20 protein-coding genes and 1 tRNA gene are annotated in these 24,627 nt (G+C 56.9%); 8 read left to right on the plus strand and 13 right to left on the minus strand.

The window, feature by feature from the left end:
• Window positions 1-6 precede the first annotated feature (6 nt).
• Together queC and BXY39_RS12320 are read right to left on the minus strand one after the other, a co-directional pair.
• On the minus strand, window positions 7-726 hold the full coding sequence (gene queC / locus BXY39_RS12315; protein ID WP_121939181.1) for a 7-cyano-7-deazaguanine synthase QueC: 720 nt from the start codon (window positions 724-726) through the stop codon (window positions 7-9).
• A 165-nt stretch (window positions 727-891) separates the two neighbouring features.
• On the minus strand, window positions 892-2,148 hold the full coding sequence (locus BXY39_RS12320; RefSeq protein ID WP_121939182.1) for a dicarboxylate/amino acid:cation symporter: 1,257 nt from the start codon (window positions 2,146-2,148) through the stop codon (window positions 892-894).
• A gap of 200 nt (window positions 2,149-2,348) precedes the next feature.
• Here BXY39_RS12320 and BXY39_RS12325 point away from each other — a divergent pair, with 200 nt between their 5' ends.
• A complete protein-coding gene (locus BXY39_RS12325; RefSeq protein ID WP_147453560.1) occupies window positions 2,349-2,921 on the plus strand; it encodes a hypothetical protein in 573 nt (190 codons plus the stop codon).
• Between the two features lie 147 nt (window positions 2,922-3,068).
• Here the strand turns inward: BXY39_RS12325 and BXY39_RS12330 are convergent, their stop codons facing one another.
• Together BXY39_RS12330 and BXY39_RS12335 are read right to left on the minus strand one after the other, a co-directional pair.
• The gene (locus BXY39_RS12330) at window positions 3,069-4,205 is read right to left on the minus strand and encodes an OmpA family protein (protein WP_121939184.1); all 1,137 of its coding nucleotides are present in this window, start codon (window positions 4,203-4,205) and stop codon (window positions 3,069-3,071) included.
• Between the two features lie 488 nt (window positions 4,206-4,693).
• The gene (locus BXY39_RS12335) at window positions 4,694-5,527 is read right to left on the minus strand and encodes a LytTR family transcriptional regulator DNA-binding domain-containing protein (RefSeq protein ID WP_170163811.1); all 834 of its coding nucleotides are present in this window, start codon (window positions 5,525-5,527) and stop codon (window positions 4,694-4,696) included.
• 118 nt (window positions 5,528-5,645) lie between these two features.
• On the opposite strand from BXY39_RS12335, the gene BXY39_RS12340 reads away from it, so the two are divergent.
• The gene (locus BXY39_RS12340) at window positions 5,646-6,104 is read left to right on the plus strand and encodes a DUF2141 domain-containing protein (RefSeq protein ID WP_170163812.1); all 459 of its coding nucleotides are present in this window, start codon (window positions 5,646-5,648) and stop codon (window positions 6,102-6,104) included.
• Window positions 6,105-6,118: 14 nt separating this feature from the next.
• Entirely contained in the window at window positions 6,119-7,633 is a 1,515-nt protein-coding gene (locus tag BXY39_RS12345; RefSeq protein ID WP_121939186.1) for a carotenoid oxygenase family protein, read from the plus strand.
• Window positions 7,634-8,028: 395 nt separating this feature from the next.
• Here the strand turns inward: BXY39_RS12345 and BXY39_RS12350 are convergent, their stop codons facing one another.
• From BXY39_RS12350 to BXY39_RS12385, 8 genes are all read right to left on the minus strand, one after another.
• Window positions 8,029-8,301 carry a transcriptional repressor gene (locus tag BXY39_RS12350; protein WP_121939187.1) on the minus strand — a complete coding sequence of 91 codons (273 nt, stop codon included), beginning with the start codon at window positions 8,299-8,301 and terminating at the stop codon, window positions 8,029-8,031.
• Between the two features lie 94 nt (window positions 8,302-8,395).
• Window positions 8,396-8,734, minus strand: coding sequence for a DUF3325 domain-containing protein (locus BXY39_RS12355; RefSeq protein WP_121939188.1), 339 nt, complete (start codon window positions 8,732-8,734; stop codon window positions 8,396-8,398).
• On the minus strand, window positions 8,731-10,338 hold the full coding sequence (locus BXY39_RS12360; protein ID WP_121939189.1) for a PepSY-associated TM helix domain-containing protein: 1,608 nt from the start codon (window positions 10,336-10,338) through the stop codon (window positions 8,731-8,733). The genes BXY39_RS12355 and BXY39_RS12360 overlap by 4 nt, the downstream gene beginning before the upstream one ends.
• 6 nt (window positions 10,339-10,344) lie before the next feature.
• On the minus strand, window positions 10,345-10,602 hold the full coding sequence (locus BXY39_RS12365) for a hypothetical protein (protein WP_147453562.1): 258 nt from the start codon (window positions 10,600-10,602) through the stop codon (window positions 10,345-10,347).
• 146 nt (window positions 10,603-10,748) lie between these two features.
• Window positions 10,749-14,132 (minus strand): TonB-dependent receptor, encoded by a 3,384-nt coding sequence (locus BXY39_RS12370; RefSeq protein ID WP_147453563.1) that lies wholly within the window; start codon window positions 14,130-14,132, stop codon window positions 10,749-10,751.
• A 136-nt stretch (window positions 14,133-14,268) separates the two neighbouring features.
• Complete coding sequence (locus tag BXY39_RS12375; RefSeq protein ID WP_170163813.1) at window positions 14,269-15,336, minus strand: FecR family protein; 1,068 nt, start codon at window positions 15,334-15,336, stop codon at window positions 14,269-14,271.
• Window positions 15,337-15,340: 4 nt separating this feature from the next.
• A complete protein-coding gene (locus tag BXY39_RS12380; protein WP_121939193.1) occupies window positions 15,341-15,946 on the minus strand; it encodes an RNA polymerase sigma factor in 606 nt (201 codons plus the stop codon).
• Window positions 15,947-16,650: 704 nt separating this feature from the next.
• Window positions 16,651-16,726, minus strand: a tRNA-Asn gene (locus BXY39_RS12385).
• Between the two features lie 217 nt (window positions 16,727-16,943).
• Between BXY39_RS12385 and BXY39_RS19510 the strand changes: the two genes are divergently transcribed.
• A complete protein-coding gene (locus tag BXY39_RS19510) occupies window positions 16,944-17,129 on the plus strand; it encodes a hypothetical protein (RefSeq protein ID WP_121939194.1) in 186 nt (61 codons plus the stop codon).
• Between the two features lie 63 nt (window positions 17,130-17,192).
• Here the strand turns inward: BXY39_RS19510 and BXY39_RS12395 are convergent, their stop codons facing one another.
• Complete coding sequence (locus BXY39_RS12395) at window positions 17,193-18,869, minus strand: amidohydrolase family protein (RefSeq protein WP_170163814.1); 1,677 nt, start codon at window positions 18,867-18,869, stop codon at window positions 17,193-17,195.
• Window positions 18,870-19,115: 246 nt separating this feature from the next.
• Here BXY39_RS12395 and BXY39_RS12400 point away from each other — a divergent pair, with 246 nt between their 5' ends.
• From BXY39_RS12400 to BXY39_RS12415, 4 genes are all read left to right on the plus strand, one after another.
• On the plus strand, window positions 19,116-20,210 hold the full coding sequence (locus tag BXY39_RS12400) for a phosphotransferase (RefSeq protein ID WP_121939196.1): 1,095 nt from the start codon (window positions 19,116-19,118) through the stop codon (window positions 20,208-20,210).
• 2 nt (window positions 20,211-20,212) lie between these two features.
• Window positions 20,213-21,538, plus strand: a complete 1,326-nt coding sequence (locus tag BXY39_RS12405; RefSeq protein ID WP_121939197.1) for an aspartate aminotransferase family protein — start codon at window positions 20,213-20,215, stop codon at window positions 21,536-21,538.
• Complete coding sequence (locus BXY39_RS12410) at window positions 21,538-22,902, plus strand: sodium-dependent transporter (RefSeq protein WP_121939198.1); 1,365 nt, start codon at window positions 21,538-21,540, stop codon at window positions 22,900-22,902. The genes BXY39_RS12405 and BXY39_RS12410 overlap by 1 nt, the downstream gene beginning before the upstream one ends.
• Before the next feature lie 163 nt (window positions 22,903-23,065).
• Window positions 23,066-24,583 (plus strand): peptide MFS transporter, encoded by a 1,518-nt coding sequence (locus tag BXY39_RS12415; protein ID WP_170163815.1) that lies wholly within the window; start codon window positions 23,066-23,068, stop codon window positions 24,581-24,583.
• Window positions 24,584-24,627: the final 44 nt, after the last annotated feature.

Genomic DNA, 24,627 nt, shown 5'->3' on the forward strand with positions numbered 1-24,627 from the left:
TCCGCCTTACCTTTGAAAAGAGTCATGCCGTTTCTGATAGCGGGTCGGGTCGTCGACCCCGGCTTCGCGGAAGCCTTTTTTGCGTAACAGACAGCTGTCGCAATGACCGCAGGCGCGGCCTGCATCATCCGGATCATAGCAGGAAATCGTCAGGCCGTAATCGACACCCAGAGCCGTGCCGGTCTTGATGATATCGGCCTTGGTCATATCGATGAGCGGCGCCTGAATTCTCAGCGGCCGTTCACCGCTGACGCCGGCCTTGGTGGCAAGGTTGGCCATGGTTTCATATGCCCGAATATACTCCGCCCGGCAGTCGGGATAGCCGCTGTAATCCAGTGCATTGACACCGATGAAGATATCCCCCGCACCGCTGACCTCGGCGTAAGCCAGGGCAAAGGACAGAAAAATGGTGTTGCGTGCCGGTACATAGGTGATCGGGATATCAGCCGTCATCGCATCTTCCGTCCTGTCTTTCGGAACAGCGATATCCGCGGTCAGGGCGCTGCCGCCGAACAGGCGCAGATCAAGTTCGGCGATCTTGTGTTCCGCCACACCCAGCTGTTTTGCAACGGCCTCGGCGGCGGTCAGTTCGACACTGTGACGCTGGCCGTATCTGAAACTGAGGGCATGGACATGATAACCCTGATCGTGCGCCATGGCCACGACAGTGGCTGAATCCAGCCCGCCGGACAGAAGAACGACGGCCTTTTTTCCTGATTGCTTCATTGGTACCGACGGATTGACCCGACCCTTTTTGTAAGGCGAAACAGGGCGCGGCTATACCACCGGGACCGGCCCCCATACAAGAGGATCTCCACGATGAAACCCGGCTTTTACCCGCCGTGCCTTACAAACACAGGACTGCCACTCGTGATTATGGGCCGAACCGGTTCAGTCAACCGGTTCGGCACGGAAGACATCGGTATCGATTTCGTCTTCCCATGTGGCAACCGCAGTGGCAACGGACAGGTCCCCGGTGACATTGACAACTGTCCGCATCATATCCAGCGGACGGTCAAAGGGCAGCAGAAAGCCAACAACGATGGCGGTTTGTTCGGCATTGATGCCGATTACATCCAGAACCGCAGCCAGAAGAAACAGTGACGCCGATGGCACGGCCGCTGTTCCGACCGACACCAGCGTTGTCGTCAGGGCGATCAGGGCATATTCAGCCAAGCCCAGATCAACCCCGAAGGCCTGTGCGGCGAAGACTGCGACGATGCCGACATAAATCGCGGTTCCGTCCATATTTATGGTCGCCCCGAGGGGCAGAACGGAGGCGGCCACCGCTGGTTTGATGCCCATATTTTCCTCGGCAACGGTCAGGGTCACCGGCAGGGTCGCCGATGAAGACGACGTGGAAAAGGCAACCATCTGTGCGTCCACGACACTGCGGAAAAACATGACAGGCGGCAGGCGCAGCAGAAATTTCATGATGCTGCCGTGAACGATCGCCATATGGGCGATGCAGCCCAGAACCACGGCCAGGGCCAGCGTGATGACATCCAGCAGAGCCGCCGCGCCCTTGGTGCCTGAAACCCATGCAATCAGGGCAAAAACGCCGAATGGCGCAACTTCCATGACGATATGGGTGACCTTGAGCATGACTTCGGCACCGGCCTCGATCACGTCCGAGACCGACCGGCCCTTGTCTCCGGTCATGAGAATGCCGGACCCGAACAGGATGGCAAAAAAGATGACGCCCAGGACATCGCCGCGCGCGAGGGCCCCGATCGGGTTGACGGGTATGATGCTCATCAGGCGTTCCTGCAGGGACTGGGTGTCTGCCAGTGTCTGCGGTGTCGCACTGCTGAGATCCACACCGACGCCCGGCTGGATGATGGTGGCAAGGGTCAGGCCAATGGTGATCGCCATGGCCGTGGTGCCGATATACATCGCCAGTGTCTTGATGCCGATGGAGCCCAGTTTTTTCGGGTCTCCCATGGCGACGACCCCGCTCACCAACGTGGTGAAGATCAGCGGAATGACGATCATGCGGATAAGACGGATAAAGATGTCGCCGATCCATTTAATACTTTCCGCACCCTCACCCCAGACGGCACCAACGATAAGCCCCAGCACGAGCGCTATCAGGATACGTTTCCAAAGTGTGGTGGCGAACCATTTTGCCGCCCATTGCCTGATCATAATCCCCCCAATTTCTAAGCCGTTCGGCGTGGCGGTAAAGCCGTCACACCGTTTTAAAACGGCTGTTCATGACAGTAGCCATGGGCAAGAGGGTCGACTTTGGCAAGCATTTTTCCGAAATCCTAACAAGTCCGTTACATGAAACGCCCAAAGTGATATTTATGGTTTGCGAACAAACGACCGGAGCGAAAAGACCAATCATGCGGTGTCACAAAACACTGGGTATCGGACGTGCGGCGATACTTGCCCTGTTGATGGGCGTGAGCGGTCAAACCGCTGTTGGCAATGACACCCCTTGCCTGTCCCGCGATGAAGCGGATGCCCATGAATTGCGTTTCGTACAGATGCATCTGATGGTCGCTGCCTTGGTATGCCGGCGATCCGGACTGCATTTTGCCGAACAGGCCTATAACCGTTTTGTCATGGAACATGAGACGTCGCTTAAGGCCAGTACACCGGTTTTGCGATCTTATCTCCGGCGTACCGGCGGCCCCGACATTGATGCCTTTATGACGGCTCAGGCCAATGAACTGGCTCTTGAAGCCGCGCTGATCCCCGGTTTCTGCGGCAAGATGCATGCCGCGCTGAAGGCCCGGGTGGATAAAATCACCTCGACGGATTTTGTCGATGCCTCCGGACTGCCGATTGCCTATAGCCAGCCGGTGCGGTCCTGCGCCGTACAGCATATTGCCAAAAGCATCGCCGGCGGTTCGGTTGGTTCCGATGTGCCGTCAACCGGGGGGGAGACATCGGATGCGGCGGGCAATCAGTAGGCTTGGGTGATCCACTGAATCGGCCAGATGCGGATTTTCCACTGCATCACTGCGGTACATTTTTTAGCGGGAAAGAAAAAAGGCGGGGATTATGTCCCCGCCTTTTTCGGCTTTGTTTGCCGGTGACTATGCCACCGGTGCCCGTCCTCAGCGTGTGAGGATAATTTCCGCGCGGCGGTTTTGCGGCTCGCGAACGCCGTCTTCCGTCGGGACCAGGGGATCGCTTTCCCCCTTATAATCGATCGTGATCTGATCGGCCGATACCCCGGCCCGTATCAGGGCAGCCTGAACGGCCTCGGCGCGCCGTCGTGACAGGCCGAGATTGTAGGCGGTCGGTCCTGAACGGTCCGCGTGCCCTGTCGTTTGCAGGCGGACAACACGGTTCTCACGGAAGGCTCTCGCGGCTGCGCTGATGATCCGCTGCGCTTCCGAAGTGATTTCTGTGCTGTCCCAATCGAAGAAAACCAGGAAAGGGCCGGGCAGGGGCGCAGGCTCCGGCTCAGGTTCCGGTTCCGCCGTTACCTGGGGCTGTGGGGTCGGAGCAGGGCGTGGAGCCGGTTCAGGCTCCGGCTGCGCGATGGGTGTGGGGGCCGGTGCGGCTTGCCGCTTTTTCTTTTGCCCGCCCAGCTTGAATGTCAGTTGGGCGAAGACATCATGGGAGGAGAACCCAAATTCGGCTGAACCGTCCTCGGTCAGAAAACCGCCGGGATATGTGCGGAAATAGCGGTACCCAACGCCAAATTCGGCTCTGTCCGAAATCGGCTTCATGAAGGTCAGCATGGCTTGACCGGCACCGCGCCAGTCGCTGTCGTCAATGATAAGCGTTCCGCCGGAACGGAAGCGGCCGGTATCAATATGACTGAGACCGATACCAAGGCCGGCCCAGATTGACCAGTCATCATTGCTGCCAAGCAGCCTGTGGTGCAGATTGACGAGCAGGCTTTGGGATTTCTGTTGACCGCCGGCCTCGCTTTCACCGAGGGGAAGGTCCAGCCCCGCCGGATTGGCCACGTCGACACGGTTATAGGTGTTCCAGCGCATGGAATAGTTCAGTTCCACCCGCCAGTTGTTATGGAGACGGCCAAAAACCAGATCGCCGACCGGCCCGAGCTTTTTGTTGTCGGACAGGCTGAGGCCGCTGAACTCACTGTCGATTTCATGCGTGCCGGCCTGGCTCAGACCCAGACGAGCGCCAGCGTAGAACCAATCGTCTTCTTCATCCTGGCCCAAACTGGCGCCACTGACAGTTAATACTGCAAAGAGGGCAGTAAAAATGGATTTCATGGTTGTCTCCCTGAATTGATTTGCCCCTTGACGTGGCTGTATGCCGGATATCTCACTTCAATTGCATGCTTTTCAAGCACACCGAAGGCTCCGTGCGTAAAATGTGACGGCATCCCGGATGCCTGAATGCTGTCTGAAGCGGCCATATATATGAAGGGTGGCGGACGCTGCATTCCCGCCACAAACTGCTGTTTTCTGTCATTCGACCCTCTGTTTCTCACCCTCGCAGGATTTTCACGATACCCCTAAAGAGGGTGAAACGAAATTACCGAGGTTGAATCAGCCGCCTTTATCGGCCTTACCCACTGTTCCGTACGGCGACGGAGAAAGCTTCTGCCAGTAATATGTCAACGCTGTGACAAAAGATGTCCTTGATCAGGCGCAAGATTTCCATGTGGAGAGGTGTTGCCTGTTTGCAATTATGATTGTGAAGGCGAGCACTTTTTAGGATTTTGGAGCGGTTGTTTCCGCAGTTTTTCTTAGCTCGATCATACCCTTTTATGGGTTTCGAACCAGCCTTGTGCCTGAATGGCGGGTATGCGGCTTCTGGCGACAGGAGCCTTGACGCCGTTTTTCAGAACAATAACGCTGCCTTGCGTGCGCCGCTGAGCCGTGTCAATGCCGGATTGGGCAACCCACCAGGATCTGTGGGTGCGCAGGCCCTCAACCCCCGCCATTTCATCAATGGCATCGGTAAGCCGAATCAATACAAGGTCATCCCCCTTTGATGTGTAAACCCGCACATAGTGATCTTCCGCCGATAAAGCCCATATGGTGGCACCCCGCAATTTTGGCGGCAGCCTGCGTGCAAAGCGGGGTGGCACGGTACCGGTTATATCTTCGGTAATGGCGCCAGTCGGGGCAAGTTCGGTCATCACTTCCCTATCCGAGACCGGCAGTGTCCCGATGGCAAGCAAGCGGGTACCCGTCACCCCCAGAACCACCACGAATACCTTAAAGGCAAAGTTGGCCAGCATTTCCGGTGAAACGGGGAACCCTATCGCCGTCTGGGCAAGGGCAACAAGCCCTGTCATGGGAACAGTGAGTGTAAGGGATACGGCCAGCCAGTGTACGGCCCAGGGCGTTCGCCGGGGCAGTGCGGATATCAGTTGCTGCCGAATGCCCATTCCAAACCATACGCCGAGTGAAAGGAGTACGACCCAGTATAACCAGACGAGCGGCCAGCCGAGGCTGTCGGTTCCATAAAGGCCCGACATGGCAAGGAGCGTACCGGCTGCGACGGGGAAAAATGCCAATCGTGTGATCCGGCGATATTTCAGGCTGTCCATATGTTCCGTCACTGGCGTATCGCGAACGGTCAATACAGTTTTTCACGAAGCGTTACAATGTGTTCGCGCATTCAGGCTCGTACATGCCCTTCGGCTTCCGATACCTCTCTCAGGGTCTGTTGGAACCATATCTCAATTTTTGGAGGGTTACATGAAATCGTTGACATGTTTGATGATGGCGGCAGCCATTTTTTCCTTTTCCGATAACGCCGTGACGGCAAACGATCACGTGGAACAGAATACGGAACCGGCGAAGACCATCCTGACGGTCACTTTCACTGTAGAGCGTCGGGAGGGGGCTGTCATGGCTGCCTTGTTCGACAATGCCGCAGCCTATAAAGCGGGAGAAGCCGCCAATGCCGTCACGATTGCCGTCGATGGACCAACCGCGACAGCCGTGTTTCACGACCTGCTGCCAGGACGTGTCGCCCTGAAAGTGTTTCAGGACCTGAACGGCGACGCCGTGATGAATGTAAATCCGTTCGGTATGCCTGTTGAACCCTTCGCCTTTTCGAACGATGCCATGGTGCGTTTTGGGCCGCTGGAGTGGGAGGCCGCCGCTTTTCCCGTTAAAGCGGGGCGTAATGTCCACACGATTGTTATCGATTGAGGTGGAGACGGATAATGACGACGGTATCCAAAAACATCGGATATTCAGGGCCGCATATGACGCGCAGAGCTCTGTTGACGGGCCTGATAGCTGCTGCCGGTGCCGGTCTGTCTTTGCAACGTGTTCATGCCTTTGCCGGGCAGGAGTACGACTGGCATCTGGGGTTTCGCAATGCGCCGCCGTCTGTGGATCCTGTCCGGCTGTCACGATTGCACGGATATGTCCCTGTGGGGTTGAAGGGCGTGTTGTATCGCAATGGTCCGGCCCAGTTCACGCGCGGTGGTGATACGATTGGTCATTGGTTCGATGGCGATGGCATGATCCGGGCCTTTCGGATCGCGGACAATGAGGCGACGCTGGCGGCGCAATTTGTCGCGACGCGAAAGCGGTCAATCGATGCTGCGGCGGGTAGCTTTGCGGTGCCCGGTTTCGGTACTGCCGGTCATCACGGCGCGCCGGTTGCCAATGCCGACGATGTCAATGCGGCCAATACATCCCTTCTGGATGTTGAGGGGCAGCTCTGGGCCTTATGGGAAGCCGGAAGCCCCTATGCCGTTGACCCGGTGACACTGGCCACCAAAGGACCCGTCACATTACGGCAGGACCTTCGTTTCATGCCCTTTTCCGCACACCCCAAAATCGAGCCCGGGGGCCGTATCTGGAATTTCGGCCTTGGTTTTGGTGGGGCGGCCGCTTTTATCTGGTCATTGTCGCCGGGGTGCAGGGTGGAAAAAGCCGTTTCCATCCTCTTGCCACGACGGGCATATCTTCACGATTGGGCGGTAACACGCACAAAACTGATCCTGCCGCTACAGCCCTGGATTTCAACCACTCGGCTATCCCCTTTCGCCGCAAGTCTTGAATGGCGACCGCAGGAGGGTATGCAGGTTCTGGTCATCGACAAGGACGATTTCAGCTCCCAGTGCATATATGATTTGCCGGCGGCGGCTTTTCTTCATACCGGGGGTGCGTGGGAAGAAAAGGACGGTAGCATCCGTTTCGATGTCTGTTTGGCAAACCGTCCCACTCTTGATGCGGAAACCGGTGCCAGGATTGTGCGCGGTCAGCCCTATGAACGCACTATTCCAAGGCTTGCCATGGCCGTTCTGAAGCCGGATGGAAAGGCGGATATCACGCGATGCACTCATGCCGCGGAATTTCCCAAAACGGACCCCCGCCGTCAGGGTGAGGAACGCCGGTCCGTCTGGTCTGTCACAATTGCCGGTGATGAAAACAGCCGGTCTGTCGGTTTTGATGCCGTGGCAAGGACGGACTGGGACACCGGGCATGTCGACCGCCATGTATTTGGTAACCATCAGATGGTCGAAGAATTCATATTCGTACCCCGGCAGGGCGAAGATGGGGAAACGGACGGCTGGTTGATAGGAACAACGTTGAATCTGAAGGCCCAGGCCACGGAACTGCACATTCTGGATACAGGTGATCTTGATAAAGGGCCCCTGGTCAGTTGGCGGGCACCACTTGCACTGCCGCTTGGATTTCACGGTGTCTGGCGTGGCGGGGCCTGAATGCAAGCGAAGCCTGCCGGTAAAGCTGGTCATGATAAAAGAGAAATGGTCGAGAAGCATGTCTCGACCATTTCATCTTCGAATAAATTGGCTTACCTTCGTGAATGCATATCGAACCCTGTGCCAGGCCCGATATAGCGCCTTCAGAATTGTATTGGAGGAGGCTGGACGGTCATGCGTGGCCCCGGAGGTATCAAGAAGACTGTTAGCCGCAGGTCGGCAACAGCTTTGAGGGCTTAGTAGTGCGGTGGCGTGGAGGGGCAGGTACAAGCGCAAAGCGATCACGGTAATCGCGGCGTTTCAAAATCTCACGTGGCGTCTTCGCCTGCTTCCTACTCAGCTTTCGCCTGCCCACAAAGCGCGCAGCCCTGATATTTGAGCTCGTAGCCGAGTTCCTAGGCGATGGAGGTGGCCAGCGCTTCGAGCTTGTAATTGTGGAACCCGGCGATATTGCCGGTCTCCAGATCGATCAGGCAGTCATGATGGCCGCTGCACCTGACCTCAAACCGTATGCGACCTTTGCCGAAATCGTGTCGTATGATGAGGTTCCCATCCTCCGGAATGCGGAACATGCGGTAAACGCGCGCCACGGCGATCGCCGGATCGATTTTGCGGGTGTGCTGATGAAGTTGCTCGGCATCGGGATGATCTTTCGACCGGTCGAGCATTTTGCAGACCGGCTCCACGCTGCGCGGTTGTCTTGATGCCTTTATGGCGGGACTTCTCAACCAGCGAGGATGCGGACGTGACGTTCATCCCGTGTCAGCTTTCGGCATTGCGGTGGGCGCGCGCACCGAACGGGAAGAGCACGCGAAGCGCGGCCGGCCTGTAAGTAAGCATCATGGCAATTGTCATCGCGCTGACAGCAAAAATGAGCGGCCAGAGCAGTGCTGCAAAGCTCCAGCCGTCTCGCAAAACGCATGGGACGAGGGAGGTGAAAACAAGCAGCCAGCCTATTTTGGCAACCTTCGGCGGGTCGGCCCTTCGATTATTGCGCACGGTACGCCAATGGCGGGTCTGGCTAAGCGCCAACAACGCACAGCCCAGCAGGCAGATCGTGTAGGCCAGCACCAGCAAGGCTATGGCGACGATTGGGTTCATTCCGTATGACTTTTCTCAAGCATGTCGGCGCCGATTTCGCGCTGGGCCTTCTTGATCTCCTCGGCTTTGACTTTCGTTTTTGCAGCGGCGAACAGCGCGACGCCCGCCCCGGCAAGCAGGGTCAGGTCCATGCTCCAGATTTGTGTGAGTCCTTGCAAGGCGGCCGCGATAGGATGATCGCCGGTTGTAATCCAGTTGAGGAGGACGGCCAGGACCGCGACCGGTGCGATGGCGAGGCACTGCTCGCGCCAGGCGAACCGACCGCGGAACCCTGCATGGATGAATGCGCCAATCCAAACGATGTAGAAGATCAGCACTTCGAAGTTGGCGCGGCCTATGCCGAAGCCATCGGACGCGGCCGGGATCAGGCGGTTGGCAACGAGATAGCCGCCGCTTGCGAGGATGATCCCGGTAACCGAACCGGCGGTGAGCGCGCGCACCATACGCACGCTGCGCGGTTCTATCGCGCCTTTGCGGATACGTGCGTGGATCCAGAACATAAGGCCGGAGGCGACCATCAGGCTACCGAGGAGGCCGCCAGCAAAGTAGAGCCAGCGCAGCGTCCAGTTATCAAAACCGATGTAGTGCGCCCCAGCGAGCCATGAGAAAGTCGAACGTGCATTTCCGGGTTCCGCATCCGCGATCACCTCACCGGTCACGATTGACACCGTCGTGCGATACTTGTTCATGGAAACCGCGCGTGAGTTAAAGTAATCAACCACTTCGAGAGCAGCATTGGTATCGCTTTGATCCCACAATCTGACCGTATCGGCTTTGGGGTGACCACCGGAACTGCGCGTTGCCCAGGCCTCTTCAACCTGACGAACGATACCCTCGACATCGACGTATCCTGATCGCGGTCGACCGTGCGGGTCCGACTTGACAGAGCCGTATACTGCTTCATTCCTTTTGAGTTCATTCCCGTGGAACAAAACAAGTGATGACCATGGAAGATAGACAGAAAAGAAAATCATAAGCCCTGTCAGGGGAAACAGGATGTGCAACGGAAGCGCCATCAAGCTCGACATGTTGTGAAGGTCAAGCGTCGAACGACGCAGCGCTTTCTTCGGTCGAAAGGTGAAAAAATCAGCGACAATCTTGCGATGGATAAAGATGCCCGAGACGATCAGGACCAGCGTTGCCATGGCGCAAAATCCGACGACCCAATACCCGATCCCTAACGGGTGAATGTGAAGCATGTAATGGAACGGGTAGAAGAAGCGGGTGCCCGCGTAGCTCTCGGTCACGCCGACAGGTGCGTTCGTCGCCGCGTTGAAATAGACATCGATATTATCGCCTCCTTTTTCTCTCCAATAGTAGAAACCGAGCGGCATGCGTTCACTGGGCGCTGCGACCGCAAGCGTTGAAGCATTGCGCGCTTCGCCGGCAAGCAGCTCATCAAACTTCGCCTGGAACGAAAACGAACCTTGCGGCGCTTCGACGCGCATCTCCGGTTTCATCCAGAGGTCGATTTCCTTGTCGAACACCGTGAGCGAACCCGTCCAGAAGATCACGAACAGGAGACACGAAACGCCGATCCCAACCCAGGTATGGACCCAGGTCATCGAAGCGCGGAAGTCGTTGGAGATGTTAAGTTTGAACATCAGCTATCACTGCCCAAGCTGCGCTGCGAGAATGGGCGCGACGCCAATCATCGCGGCCCCACCGCCGACGATGATCGCCGACGTAATCCATGGACGGGGGGTTGCCGCAGCCCAGATGGCCACCAGCGTGTAGATTAGAAAGCTCGACAGCACGGCCCAAAACATGGCTTCCACCGGGCTCTCGCCGAGAAGGGCAAGTAAGACCGAGAAAAAGGCGAAAAACCCGACCGTAAACGCATAACCGCCGAAGGTCGCCAAGAGCACCCGATATGTCCGGCTGAACGCCGCTCGCTCTATTCGTTGTTTCAAGTTCTTGGGAGCCATGTGTCTATGATCAATGTATCGAGAACCGTTTTGCCTGAATGAGCGCGGGCCCCCGTTTTCCGAAACTATGCTGTCCTAAGGAAACTTTAGAATCTGCCCCGAATACCGAACTGGATAACACGGCCAAGCGGACCGACCGGCCGGACTGATGATGAGTCGACGCGCCGGTCAAATGGTTCACGATCGAATAGGTTGTTGACTTGCACACTGAGTTCGGCTGAATCGTTAAGCCTATAGCTTCCTCCCAGATTGTGCACGAATGCATCGCCCGTTTCGGTTACATTTGAGAAAAACGGGTCGGCGAGGGCTTCTGGATTGTCAGCACCAGGAAGAATAAACGTACTCAGCAGTACGCTCGACAGGTATGTAAACCCATAATTCGCTGAAAAGTCGTTTTTATTCCAAACAAGAGAGGCATTTATGGCGTGCCTTGGGAAGTATCTTCCGCCTGCGTCTCCTATCTCCCTGGTCTGGATATCGACCGACTCAGGTATGGCGCTATATACTTGTTCCTCGCGTTCGATCAGATAATTCCCCCCGATCTCGGCGGTAAAATTACCAGTCGAGCCACCGAACCATTCGTCAAGGTTGAAAGCATAACGCACCTGGTAATCAATGCCGCGGGCTGTCGAGGAAGACAGATTGAGGGCCGTCAATAGAATTGATTCTACGCTGCCGTCCGGGCGCCTCTGAATCGCATCGCATGCCGCATTGTTAATCGTCGGCGCATCGGCGCAAGACCTGAGAACAAGATCTATCTCCGGAAACTGTGTAATCGCATCATCAATCTGGATGTTATAGTAATCGGCGACTATAGACAGGCCAGGCAGAAACTGCGGCGTGAAGGCGAAACCGACGGTAAAGGTATCTGCAGTCTCTTCGTTGAGATTGGGGTTTCCGCCACTGGTCAGTGCCGTGGCGGGCTGAAACCCAACCGGGAAATTCGGGAAGTTGGCTGGCACGAGCAACGCGCAATTGTCTGCTCTGGTATCACTGCCATCATCTAGATTGGCCGGATTACACGGGTCAACGAGAACCTCAACGCCGCCGTTGCTTACGCGTTGCGGCGTGAACAATTCAGCAATGTTGGGCGCACGCACAGCCCGGTTAAACGCTGTCCTAATCCTGACGTCTTCCGTTGGTTGCCATACACCGCCAACCGCAAAAGAGGTGGCGCCTCCAATTGTGCTGTAGTCAGCAACGCGCACCGATGCATCCAAATCCAGCCGCTTTGCAAACGGCAGATCGGCAAGAATTGGAATGTTGACTTCAACAAAGCCTTCGAAAACATCGAAGCTGCCACTGACGGTTTCAGGAAGGTCTCCCTGGAAACCCCGTTCGCCAAGACCCGCGGTTTCAAGTGAATCCGGTTCAAAGCGACTGCTTTCATCCCTGTATTCAAAGCCAGCCGCATAATTGATCCCACCTGCCGGAAGTTCGAAAAAGCTCGAACTGTTGCCGGTAACCGTTGCGTTGATCACGAATTGCTCGATCTTGAAGCGCTGTGTGATTGACGTTCGGAAGAAATCCACCTGCTCCTGCGTAAAAGGTGCGAAAAGGTTGATCGGAACGCAGGCGCCGCCTGCAGCATCAAAGGTCGCAACCCCAGGCGTTGCCGGTCGTGGAAACGTAAATGGAAGGAAGTTGAGCGGCGCGGATGGATCAAGCGTGGACCGGCATACGACCTCACCATTGCTTTCCACAGCGTCAATGCCTGCGAAAAAACGATCAAGTAATATCTCATCATTGGTCGTCGATGTGGTGTTTGTCTGCCCATAATTTGCGGACACGTCATATTGCAGTGCGGGCGAGATGTCTCCGCGTACACCGCCAACAATGCGATAGGTGTCCCGATCATTTTCGAACGGTTGGTTCACCAGAGGGTCCGAGACCTGAAAATTGGCAATGACAGGGGGGGCAAATCCTATAGCGGTTTCAAGACTATCGAGTTGCCCTGCCACTTCCGCAGGCAGAAATGCATTGTCGCGCGCTATCGGAACAATGGTTGGTCGAACCGGTATTGGCGGATTGCCGGTTGACTTATTGCTCGCATATTTCGCTTCCATATAGACATTTAATTCCGGCAAAACATCATAATCGGCAAATCCATTGATAATGACGCGCTCCACATTGGGAATCGCGGCGCCATCAAGGTTGCCAACGCCAAAGGGTGCACCATCACCACCAAAACTTAGGGACGAAAATTGTGTTTGCGGGCCAACATTGAATGGCCGCAATTCACCAGTCTCCCGGTTGAAAAATTGGAGGCCGGGGACGCCAGAGATTGTACGATCATCAGCATCTAGGAGGGCAAACGGATCGCCGAAAGCGAGCTGAAGACCAGGAGGTTGCGCTATCCCAGAACCTCTCAAATCTGGAATGAAAACGTTCTGAAATCGCGGATCAATGCCAAGCGCAGCGGCCAGTTCCGGCGTACTCGGCCAGACTTGACCTGCAGTTTGCAGAAAGTCTCGGTCGCGCGTTCGCAATTGGGTCTGCCGATTGTATTCGACGCTGATCACCGCGTTGCCGCGATCATCGGCGAAATTGCCGCCCATCGCCAGCGACCCGGCATAGGATTCGCCTTGGCCGCGCGTCGGTTGACCATAATTCAAACGATATTCAATACCCTCAAAATCATTCCGGAGGATGTAGTTGACAACACCGGATACGGCATCGGCGCCGTAGATGGACGAGCCGCCACCGGTCAGCACCTCAACGCGCTCGATCAAAGCCTGCGGTATTGTGCCGACGTCAACCGCGGCCGATCCCGGGGCTCCAGCCACATGCCGCCGACCATTGACAAGAACCAGGGTCCTTTCGGCTCCGAGCCCGCGCAGGTCGAGCGTAGAAATGCCAATCGCGCCAAATTCCGTATCGTCAATTCCGTCATTGCCGCTTGAAAACGCTTGGGACGAAAGAAGAGCGGGGGAGGCGAAGCGCAATGCCTCAGTGACTTCATTCAGGCCGAACCGGTCAACATCTTCCGTCGTTACGATATCGATCGGGCTTGGCGCGTTCACCGCGGTTCGTTGGATGCGGCTGCCTGTGACGACAACTGTCTCTACTTCAAGCGGCTCCGAATCCCCTGGCCGGTTGCCAGCATCACCCATGGCTGAATTAATCTCAGATATCCGTTGCGCGACAACGAACGTTCCGGGCTCCGATTGCTCGGCTTCGAGGCCCGTTTCAGCCAGGATGGCTTCAAGTGCACTTTCGAGGGTCTGCCGCCCCGAGACTGCCGGCGCTGTTTGCCCGTTCACCAAACTCTCATCGACAAGGATCGTGACGCCGAGCTGCATTGATAGCGCGATCAGCGCATCGCCGAGTGGCTGCTCCGCCAACTGAACTTGCTGAGTGCTGTTTGTCGTCCCGGTCTGAGCAAGCGCTTGTGGTGCGGCGATGCAGATGGCGGCGGCGGACGCCATGCAGACCAAAGTTGACTTTATAGCTGTTCGAGATTCAGACACTTTCGGCCCCCTCAGATTAATTTCTGCGAGTGCGCCTCAATTGCACTCTCATTAACATGAAGAGTGACCCCTCGAAAGTGTCACCGATTTTGCGAAAAAAAATCAGAAATCTGAAAGTTCTATGTATTTCATGCAGTTATTGCTGCGCTTTTTTGCGCACAACGATCTGCGTATCGTTCGAGCGATCAATCTCGACATCATGGATCAAGGTCACCGTGGACAAGAGCCGATCGATATCGGTTCCCTGGAAGACGCCGCGCAGTTGAAGCTGGCCAACCGCTTCCGATCCAGGTGCTATGATGATCGGCATTGCCGAATATCGATTTGCATCGGCGAACACCTCATCCAGCGTCGCGCCCTTATAGACAAGCTGGTCTTTTCTCCAGGAACCAATGTCCTCAACGTTTACATTGGTAACCGAGCGCATCCCTTCGGCCTCGGCCGCTGCGACGGCTTGCCCCGTATCCAACTTCTCGCGACTTAGCAATCCGCTTGGCGCTTCGTTCAAAATGATCGGGAAAGACACCTCAACCTGACCTTCCGCCACAGCCACGCGGTGAATGTTTGATCCCTGGCGCACATCGAAAGCTGTGCCCAGCGCGGTTGCTGTCAGATTTCCGGACTTCACCGAAAACGGCCGGGTCTCGTCGCGCTCAACGTCAACGAAAACCGCGCCTGCGATGAGTTCCACTATGCGTTTGTCTTCCGAGTAGACGGACCTGGCCAGCGATGCGGCGCCCAAGGTCATTTCCGTACCATCAGCCAAAGTAAAACTTTCCGTCTGGCCGATCTCGGTTTGATAGCTTTCGCTGACCGGATCGGAGAGTGGAGCCGTAGCCCTATTCGGCGCCAGAATTTGAGGCGCGATGACAAGTGCTGCGGCAACAGCCGCCACCGCGCCTGCCGCAATGCGAAACCTTGTTTCAGAAAAAGCCGTAGAAAGGCTATCGGTAAAAGCCGTTAGCCTCTCCGCAATTGTCGGCATATGGTTGTCGCCATCGAAATCATCGTCTGCCAGGCTGACGAATGCTTCGCGGAAGGTAATCGCCTGATCGTAGATATCGCGGTTTCTGGCGCTGGCATTCAGCCACTCGACAAAATGCTCCCGCGTCTCCTGCGTAACATGGGGATCTTCAAGTTTCAGAATCCATCCATGGGCGATTTCCAGAATGCGTTGGGTGTCGGGCTTCACTCTTTTGCTCATCGTCTCAGCCCTCAACGTCATCCACAAACAGTGCGTTAATCTCGGCAGACGCCGTTGCGAGATGCTTACTGACCATGGTCCGGCTGATTTTAAGCCGGCGCGCAATCTCCGCCTGGGTCAGACGCTCTACGCGGTAAAGCATGATCGCACGTCGCCGATTTGCTGGCATGGTTCGCAGCAGTTCATTGATCGCCTTTAATTGTTCTCTCGCTATCATGACGGTTTCAGGTGAAGAAATGTCACTCTTCAGCGGAAAAAAGATCTGTTCGATTTCAAAATCATATTTTGAACGTGAGTTTTCAGACTTCAGCGCATCGAAAACGAGATTGCGCGCCGTGCGCCACAAAAAGGCTTTCAGATTTCGAATTGAGGACGGATCGTCTTTTTCAAGAACGCGGCGATAGGCCTCCTGGGCGATATCGTCAGGATCGGGCGGGCCGTTTCCGAAGCGATCGCGCAGACCGATCGAGAGGTCCTTCAACTCATTCGCCGAAATGCTCGTCAGGCGTGGATCGGTCGGGGCCTCGATGACCTTCGAAGCGGAAGCGTCAGATCCATCGTCCACTTCATTGGTCTTTAGGGCCTTACCGCCATATGCCGCTCGGTCCATGTCACACCATCCAGGCGCACGCACGATGCCGACTGCGTGTCACATCGCTACAAATCTCTGGTGCACGGTACATACCGAGCGTCTCCTTGCCGGGCAGCCCGGTGAATGCAAACTGTTCTCAACAACTATCGATTATGCATGTTTTATCAAGCGGTTTGCTGATCCACTGTGCCTCCGCTTATCAATAAAAACTTTAGATTGCGTTCTTTCTCGCTTTTTTGGTGACATTTCCGGCCCCTCACTCTTCATGTCTATGGAGGCATGTCGTTTCGTCTCCGCAGTCGCTGCAGGTCGCCAGCTTTGTCCGAACTTCAGCGGGGTACGCAAAGTCTATCGAGGAAGGCGAACGCCGAAACAGGCCTTAATCCAGAGACTCGGGACAGCCGGTGCGGCCGTAACACCGCAGCGCTCGGAGCGTTTGAATTTGCGCTGTCAGTCCTATGTCGTTGTCAATGCCACCAGCTTGCGGACAACAGCTATACGGATGAAGGAAGCGAATTGCTCAAACTGGCGAAGATTGCGCGCCGCATCTTCGTGCTGCAGGCCCTCGGTGTGAAGCAATTTCCTGGTTTCGAACCGTTCCTAGACGAACGGAGAACTGTCCGTGGATCTCAGGCAACCTTTTAAATTTATTAGCGGAAACGGTGGCCATGGACACACATGCACAAACGGCCGGGATCGTGGATCCCGGCCGTTTTGAAAAATGGCTCCCCAGGCCGGACTCGAACCAGCGACCCAGCGGTTAACAGCCGCTTGCTCTACCAACTGAGCTACTGGGGATCAGTTTTCAGACGACGCAACTCTTAAGGATCCGTACGTCGGTGGCAGCGTTTATACTCCAAAATTCGCTGCTGCCAAGTCCCAATTTACATTTTTCTGACAACCAGTATCGCAGTCCTGTTCCAGACAGGCAAGGTTTGCATATGTACGACAAGCAACATCCGTCCATGCCTTCATGGAGCGTCGCACATGATACAGAGCCTGAAATAATTGCTGAATGAAGGTGCGGACCGGAATCGTATTCCTTGTCGCCGATCAGTGTCGCGTCGCTGTGTTCCGGCAGTGCCGGGTGAAGAAGTTTCGCGCCGGCATGGTCTGGAATTTTTACCTTGCCGTCGGACACATGGAGGCGGGGCTGTCCGCGACGTCCGGTCAGGCGACAGAAGAAACAGTTTGGATATGACAAAGCTCCTGTGCCGCCGTGAATCACGGTTCGCGCCTCAGCACAAATCAATGGGAGCTGAGCCTAGTTAGTTGAATCCCCAGAGGTTTTAGAGACTTCTGCCTGTTTGGCCTGTGCGACCATCTCTCTCACGTTTTTCAACAACTCCGCCGGAATGTATATGTGCCCGTCCTTGACGACATATTTGATCGCGGTTGTCTGGCGCGGGCTTGCGTCTTCGGATCGGGAGGCGGGAACGCCCATCGCACCCAGTATTTTAAAATTCTCCAGCGGATTGCCGTCAATAACGAGGAGGTCGGCGAGATATCCCTCCCTGATCAATCCGAACTCCGCCGGTTTGCCCGTCGGGCCCGCAATCACCTGCGCACCGTGCCATGTGGCCGCGCGAATGACTTCAAGCGGTGTGAAGCCGGCATGCTGCAGAAGCTCCATTTCACGGATGTAGGAAAAGCCGTAAAGTGCGAAAAACACACCTGCGTCCGTCCCCAGCGTAACCCGCCCCCCTAAATTTTTGTATGCATTGAGAAACGTGAACCACTTGTGAAAAGCGGCATAGGTCGCGGCCTCGTGGCTGGAGGTCCATTGGTCTAAAAATCCGCCATGCTTTTCCGGATTGGGTTCGAAGGCTTTCAATACATTCGGGTGGGCATAGTGCCTGAACCAGGGTTTGTTGGCGGCGCGCAGTGTGTCGCGCATGCTTTCGGAGATGGCAAGCGTCGGATTCAGAGTGACGTTCGTTTCAAGCAGGGATGCCAAAACGGCCTCCCATTTCGGTGATCCGGGATGTACCGTTTTTTCCCAGATGCCCACCCAGTCCGAAAAGCGGGCGATTTCGTCAAAGAAATTATAGTCCGGCGTGTACGGCTGGAGGTCCGACCCGCTCAGGAGCGCTTCAGGCACGCCGTACCAGTGTTCGATGGAATCAACGCCCAGTTCAGCGGCCTCTACCGCGTTGGTTTCTCCATTCCAAAGCTGCATAAGGTGGGTGGCGATCCCCAGTTTCTGCTTGTGCGCCTCATCGACCAGGGCGGCAAAGACGGGTCGCGGCAGCCCATAGGTCTTGAAACCGTCCACGCCTTGGGACCGCGCGTACCGCACATAGGCGCGCGCCATCTCCGCCGTCGTCAGGGCGTGACCCTTGCTCCAGCCATATCCGGGGCGTTCGGCCAGACCCAGAAGGTCGAGATTTGTATGAACATAGGGAAAGAAACGCGGCATCGGCGCGGCGTTCTTCCGGCTGCGGTCCTTCTGTTCGACACAGAAGACGATGCCCCGATGGCAGCCGGGATCTCTGACCGACGTGATGCCGTGCGCGAGCCACAACATGTGAATATAGTCTGCCGGGACGCGGGTCCGCAAATGGCCGTGAAGGTCCACAAATCCTGGCAGCACATAATGATTGGCCGCGTCGATAACGCGGGTGTCAGGCGGCGGTTTACCGCCGTCAGGGGCCCCGAAACGGCGCCAGACGACCCTGTCGATCCGGTTGTCTCTGATGTGAATGTCGACAGGTCCGATCGGTGGTGCGCCGCTGCCGTCGATTAGAATGCCGCCGCGTATGAGGGTGTTGCGGGCTTGTCCGCCCGCCTCGAATCCGGCGCGGCCCGCACCGGTGAAGCCAAGGACCCAGATGCCGGCGCAGATCAATGCAGCCACCGCCCAGGTCCTCCTCCTTGCCGGGGACGGGGGCGTTTGCGGGGCGCTGGCGATCCGTGCCCGCAGGTTTTTACGCTCGCTCAAATGCCCACTCCTGTCCGTTTCCTGCCACATACCGGCGCCATGGCACTGTGCGGTCCCCCAAGGGTCCCCGCCTGCAACAAACCAAATGCGCCGCCGCGACAGGCCCTGGTTCATATTTCTCCTTTTCATGCCACATTCCAGTGTGCAATGATAGCGCTATCATATTTTCTCCGGTTTTGTCCGTGTTGCCTTTGAGGGGCGGTCGCTTTTCATGGTTTTGAATTTCACATCCACTTCAGGCGAGGCGTGTGGCTTGTGGCCACGGCGGCGCAGGATATGAGTGGTGCCGCAAGCCTACCGTTGGATAGGGACCTGTTCGTATCGCCGCCGCCGCGCCTGAGCTTCGAACAGGTGGCCGCGTTACTGGAGCGTGCATACGGTATTCATCCACACGACATCACCGCCCTTGCCTCGGAGCGTGACGCGAACTTCCGGATCGATACGGATGGCGGCCGTTTTACATTGAAGGTGTCAAATGCCGCCGAACCGCCTGCCGCCGTCGATCTCAACAGCTGCGTTCTGAATCATATCAATGAACGGGCTCCCGATTTTCCCGCGCCCAAAATCGTGCGAACCGTCGGGGGCGGGTTCAATACCATTGTGACCGATGGGACTGGTAAGCCGAGCAATGTGAGGCTCCTGACCTATCTGGACGGACTGCCGCTTGGCGATGCGGAGATTTCATCTCCGCTCGTTCGGTCGATCGGGTCTGCCCTCGGACGACTGTCTTGCATACTGGATGACTTCGACCACCCTCATAAAAATATACCCATACTGTGGGATTCCACCAACGTTCATCGACTGGCGCCGCTTTTGGACAATGTGCCTGACAAGGGGCGCCGCGATGTCCTGAAACGTCATCTGAGACATTTTGAAACGCATGTGCGGCCAACGCTTGGGAAGCGCCGGCGGCATATCATTCACAATGATGCGAATCCGGGCAATGTGCTCGTCAATGTCAGGGGCACCGCCTCTTTCGCGGGCATATTTGACTTCGGCGATATTGTTTATGCGCCCGCGATTAACGAGCTTGCCGTTGCCGCCACGTATCTTTTGGCGCGCTGCGACGATGTCGTATCGCTGATCTCGGATCTCGTGTCCGGCTATGCCGGGCACGCCGCTTGTACGTCCGAAGACCTGTGTATCGTGCCTGACCTTATGACGGCGCGGTTTCTGACGACAATTCTCATCACCCATTGGCGCGCCGATCTGTTTCCCGGCAACGCGGATTATATCCTGCGGAACAACCCCGGTGCCTGGGCCGGGCTGGAGCGCATGGACCGTATGGACAGGGCCGGACTGACGCCGCAAGGCATCCAGCAATTGACAGGGCAGTCATAGGCATGAAAAGCGATACCACACCCAACAGTTTCGTCCCCGGTGCCGTTGAATTGCCCGCTGAGATGCAGACGGCTATTGCACGGCGCGGCGATGCGATGGGGCCCGCGTATCGGCTATCATATGCCAGGCCGGTCGCGTTTGTGCGCGGGCAAGGGGTCTGGCTGTATGACAGAGACGGCAACGGCTATCTCGATTTTTACAACAATGTCGTCTCCCTTGGTCACTGCCACCCCCGCGTGGTCGAGGCCATGCACCGTCAGGCAGCGCTTCTGTGCACCAACACCCGCTATCTGCATGACAGTGTTATCCAATATTCCGAGCGCTTGACGCGGTTGTTCCCGGCGGAGATGTCCCAGGTCATGTTTTGCTGCAGCGGCAGCGAAGCAAATGACCTGGCCTTTAGAATCGCCCGTCATCATACCGGCGGCGAAGGGATCATCGTTACGGAACATGCCTATCACGGGACGACCCATGTGGCGTCCGGCATGTCTCCAAATCTTGGTGTGTCCGTTCCGCTGAACCCCAATGTTCGGACCGTACAGGCGCCCGCGGATTGCATGAATATCAGCGGCCGGGAGCAGGTGGGCCGGATTTTTGCGCGGGACGTTCAAAACGCCGCCGCCGACCTGCGGCGTCAAGGTATCAGGCCCGCAGCCCTTATTGTCGATACGTTGTTTTCAAGCGACGGTGTGTTTCCTGATCCGTCCGGCTTTCTCGCCGAAGCCGTTGACGCGATCCGTGCCGCCGGCGGTCTTTTCATTGCCGATGAAGTGCAGCCGGGCTTTGCCCGCACCGGGGACGCCATGTGGGGGTTCGAGCGTCATGGGGTGGTGCCGGATATCGCGACCCTGGGCAAGCCCATGGGCAACGGGTATCCCATGGCGGGCCTGGTCGTGCGCCCCGATGTGGTTGAAAGTTTCGGCAAAGGCGCGCGTTACTTCAACACTTTTGCCGGCAACAGTGTGGCGGCGGAAAACGGTCTGGCTGTGCTGGATGTCATTCGCGACGAGGCGTTGCTTGAAAACAGCGCAACCGTGGGCGCGTATCTGAAATCCGTCCTGACCGATATCGCCGACGACCGGATCGCGAGCGTCCGGGGGGCGGGGCTCTTTGTCGGGGTTGAGATGCGGGTGCCCGGCGGTGATGCCGGCGAAAGCCGCGACCTGGCATTGGGGATCGTCAATGCCCTGCGCGATCGACGCGTATTGATCAGCACGACGGGCAAATATGAGACCGTCCTAAAGATCAGGCCGCCCCTTGTCACGACATCTGTCCATGTGGACCGGTTTATGGAAGCCTTTGCCGCCGTCTTGAAAGAGACCGGCTAGTGGCGGGGGCCGTAACCTGGTCTTCGCGCGTCAGATTTATTCTGGCGACCACCGGCTTTTCCGTTGGCCTGGGGAATATCTGGCGCTTTCCCTATTTGGCCGGCGAGAATGGTGGCGGCGCCTTTGTCGTGATTTATGTTCTCTGCGTTGCCGCCATAGGCGGCCCGATTGTAGTGGCGGAGCTTGCGCTTGGTCGTCAGGGCCGTGGTACACCGGTGGCGGCCTTCGCGCGCCTGGCCAGCCGGGAGAAGGCGTCCCGGCCTTTTTGGTCCCTGGCGGGCGGCCTTGCGATGCTCACGGCCTTCATGATCCTGTCCTTTTATTGCGTGATCGGGGGGTGGATTCTCCACTATATCTATCTTGCCCTTTCCGGCGCATTGACCGGCATCGATCACAGGCAGGCAGAGGCGGTTTTTTCCCGCCTGCTGGCCAGCCCCGTCACGCTTGTGTTTTGGCAGGGCGTTTTCTTGCTGATCAACATGGGCATTATCTGGCGCGGGCTTCACAATGGCATCGAGCGTGTGGTGTCTTTTTTAATGCCATTGTTGTTCGCGCTGCTGTTCGCGCTTGCCGTTTACGGCGTCTGGATTGGAGAGGGCCGTCAGGCATTCGGGTTTTTATTTCAGCCTGATTTTTCCGCCTTGAACGGACAGACAGTTGTCGACGCGCTGGGGCAGGCTTTCTTCTCCGTCGGCGTCGGTATGGCTGCCATGTTGACCTATGGCTCATATCTGCCATCGTCGGTTTCGATACCGCGCACCGCATACATCATCGTTTTTGCCGATACCATCATTGCCCTTGTCGCGGGACTGGCAATTTTTCCCTTTGTCTTCGCCTATGGTATTGCCCCTTCACAGGGACCCGGACTCGTTTTTGTGGCGCTGCCCGCGGCCCTGGCAAGTTTTGGCGGTGTCCTGGCGCTTGGCGGCTTTTTTTGCCTGTTGGCTGTCGCTGCGATCACCTCGTCGATCGCGCTGCTGGAAGTGCAGGTGGCCTGGGGCCGCGAGAAGGGGCTGCCGAGAGGTGTCTGCGCGTTTGGAGCGGCTTTGTTGTGTTGGGCGGTCGGTCTGGCGACCGTTTTTTCATTCAACCACGCGGCGCATATATATCCGCTTAAAATGCTCCCGGGGTATGAAACAGCGACGTTTTTCGATGTTTTCGACAGACTGACATCCGGTATTGGCCTGCCTGTCGGCGGTTTTTTGGTTGCGGTGTTCGCGGGCCGGGTGCTGTCCGCCGAGAAGATGGCGGACGAACTGGGATGGCCTTATCAGGGGCGTGCCTACATTGTTTGGCGCTTTCTCATGCGGTGGGTTCTGCCACTCGTCATCGCCGTGCTGCTGGTCAACGGTGTTCGCGAATGATCGTACCTTCAGTGACGGCCGTTCCGGTTGCCGGGGATGCGGTTTGGTCCGGCGATACAATTCTGTTGCTATATGATAGCGCTATCATATAGCGTCCTTTCGACGATGAAAGCTTTGTGGGTTTGGAAAAAAGGGGCGGATTTCGATGGCGGCGGGGCAAGACATGGCAGGCCAAAAAAACATGTCCCTGCGCCGGACTTTTTTAGGCCACCCCGGCGGGGTTTATCTTATCGCCGCCGTGGAGGTGTGGGAGAGATTCAGCTTCTACGGGATGCGGGGGCTGCTTGTCCTGTTTCTCATCGCCCCGGCAACCCAAGGGGGGTTCGGTTGGGGCGAGGGGCAGGCCCTTCGCTTTTACGGCGCTTATATCGGTTTGGCCTATGCGGCCCCTATTATCGGAGGATATTTGGCGGACCATCACCTTGGGCCGCGCCGCGCTTTGTTTTGGGGAGCAATGCTGATGTGCGCCGGTCATTTCCTGATGACCGGGCCGGTGTTGTTCCCCTGGCTCATCGGTCAGCTTCACGGGGTGCCGCTGCATGCCCTGCTTCACAGTTCGCCGGACCTTGCCATGGGCGCTCTCGCCACAACCGGGGAGGTCGCGGCGAGGCTTGCTGCAATGGCCCGGACCGCCGGTGTCTCGGCCTCCGCACTCGGTGCCGCGTATCTCAGTGCGAGTTACAGCTTCTATCTGGCGGTCGGCCTGATCGTCCTTGGGACCGGGTTCTTTAAACCGAGCACATATGCGGCGCTGGGCAGATTATATGCCGGTGATGACCCCCACCGCGAAAACGGTGTTTTTCTATACCAGATCGCGGTGAATTTGGGCGCCATGTTCTCCGCGCTGATCGCCGGCACATTGGGTGAAAAATATGGCTGGCATTACGGGTTTTCAGCCGCCGGTGTCGGCATGGTCATTGGCGCCTTGATCTACAACTGGAAGCAAAATGCCTATCTGGGTCGGATCCCGCATATGCCGCCCGCGCGTGCCCATCGCGCGCGGCATGGCCGCCGTGCTGACTTAAGCCCCGCTGAACGTCGCCGGCTCCTGACGATTGCCGTCATGGGGATATTCAGCGGCCTGTATTGGCTCGCAGCCGAGCAATCGGGCGGTTCGATCAATATCTATGCGGCGCAGCATACGGATCGCGCCGTGCTTGGGTTTGAGATCCCGGCCACATGGTTCCAATCTCTCAACCCATTTTTTATCGTCGTGTTGACACCGCCGGCCATGATTGTCTGGCTCAGACTGGGCCGGCGCGTCAATCAGGCGCAGAAATTTGGAATTGGTTTCGTCCTGACGGCCGTCGGTTTCGGATTGATGGTCGGGGCCTTTTTTGAAGGGCTGTATGCCGTGGACGGCAGAAGTGCCGCTCTGTGGCTTGTGGGGGCCTATCTTTTTGTCACGCTGGGGGAGCTTTGCATCAACTCTGTCGGTCTTAATTTCGTCAATACATATGCGCCCCTGCGCATGGTCGGCATTGTTCTCTCCTTCTGGTTTCTGTGCACGGCCGTTGCGAATTACGGCAGCGGTCTTGTGGGCTCGCTTACCCAGTCCGTGCCGGATGGCGCCGTCTTCGGCGGGATAGCTTTCGGCTGTCTGTGCGCCGCCGCGCTTTTGTTCATCATGTCAAAGTCATTTTCCAGTTGGCTCGAAGCGCCAGACGGGGGCGTAAAATGACGCTGCGGGTCCGGGCTGTGCAAATATGCTTATGCGCGGCATCC

The sequence above is a fragment of the Eilatimonas milleporae genome (assembly GCF_003688555.1).
GTDB classification, from domain to species: Bacteria; Pseudomonadota; Alphaproteobacteria; order Sphingomonadales; family Kordiimonadaceae; genus Eilatimonas; species Eilatimonas milleporae.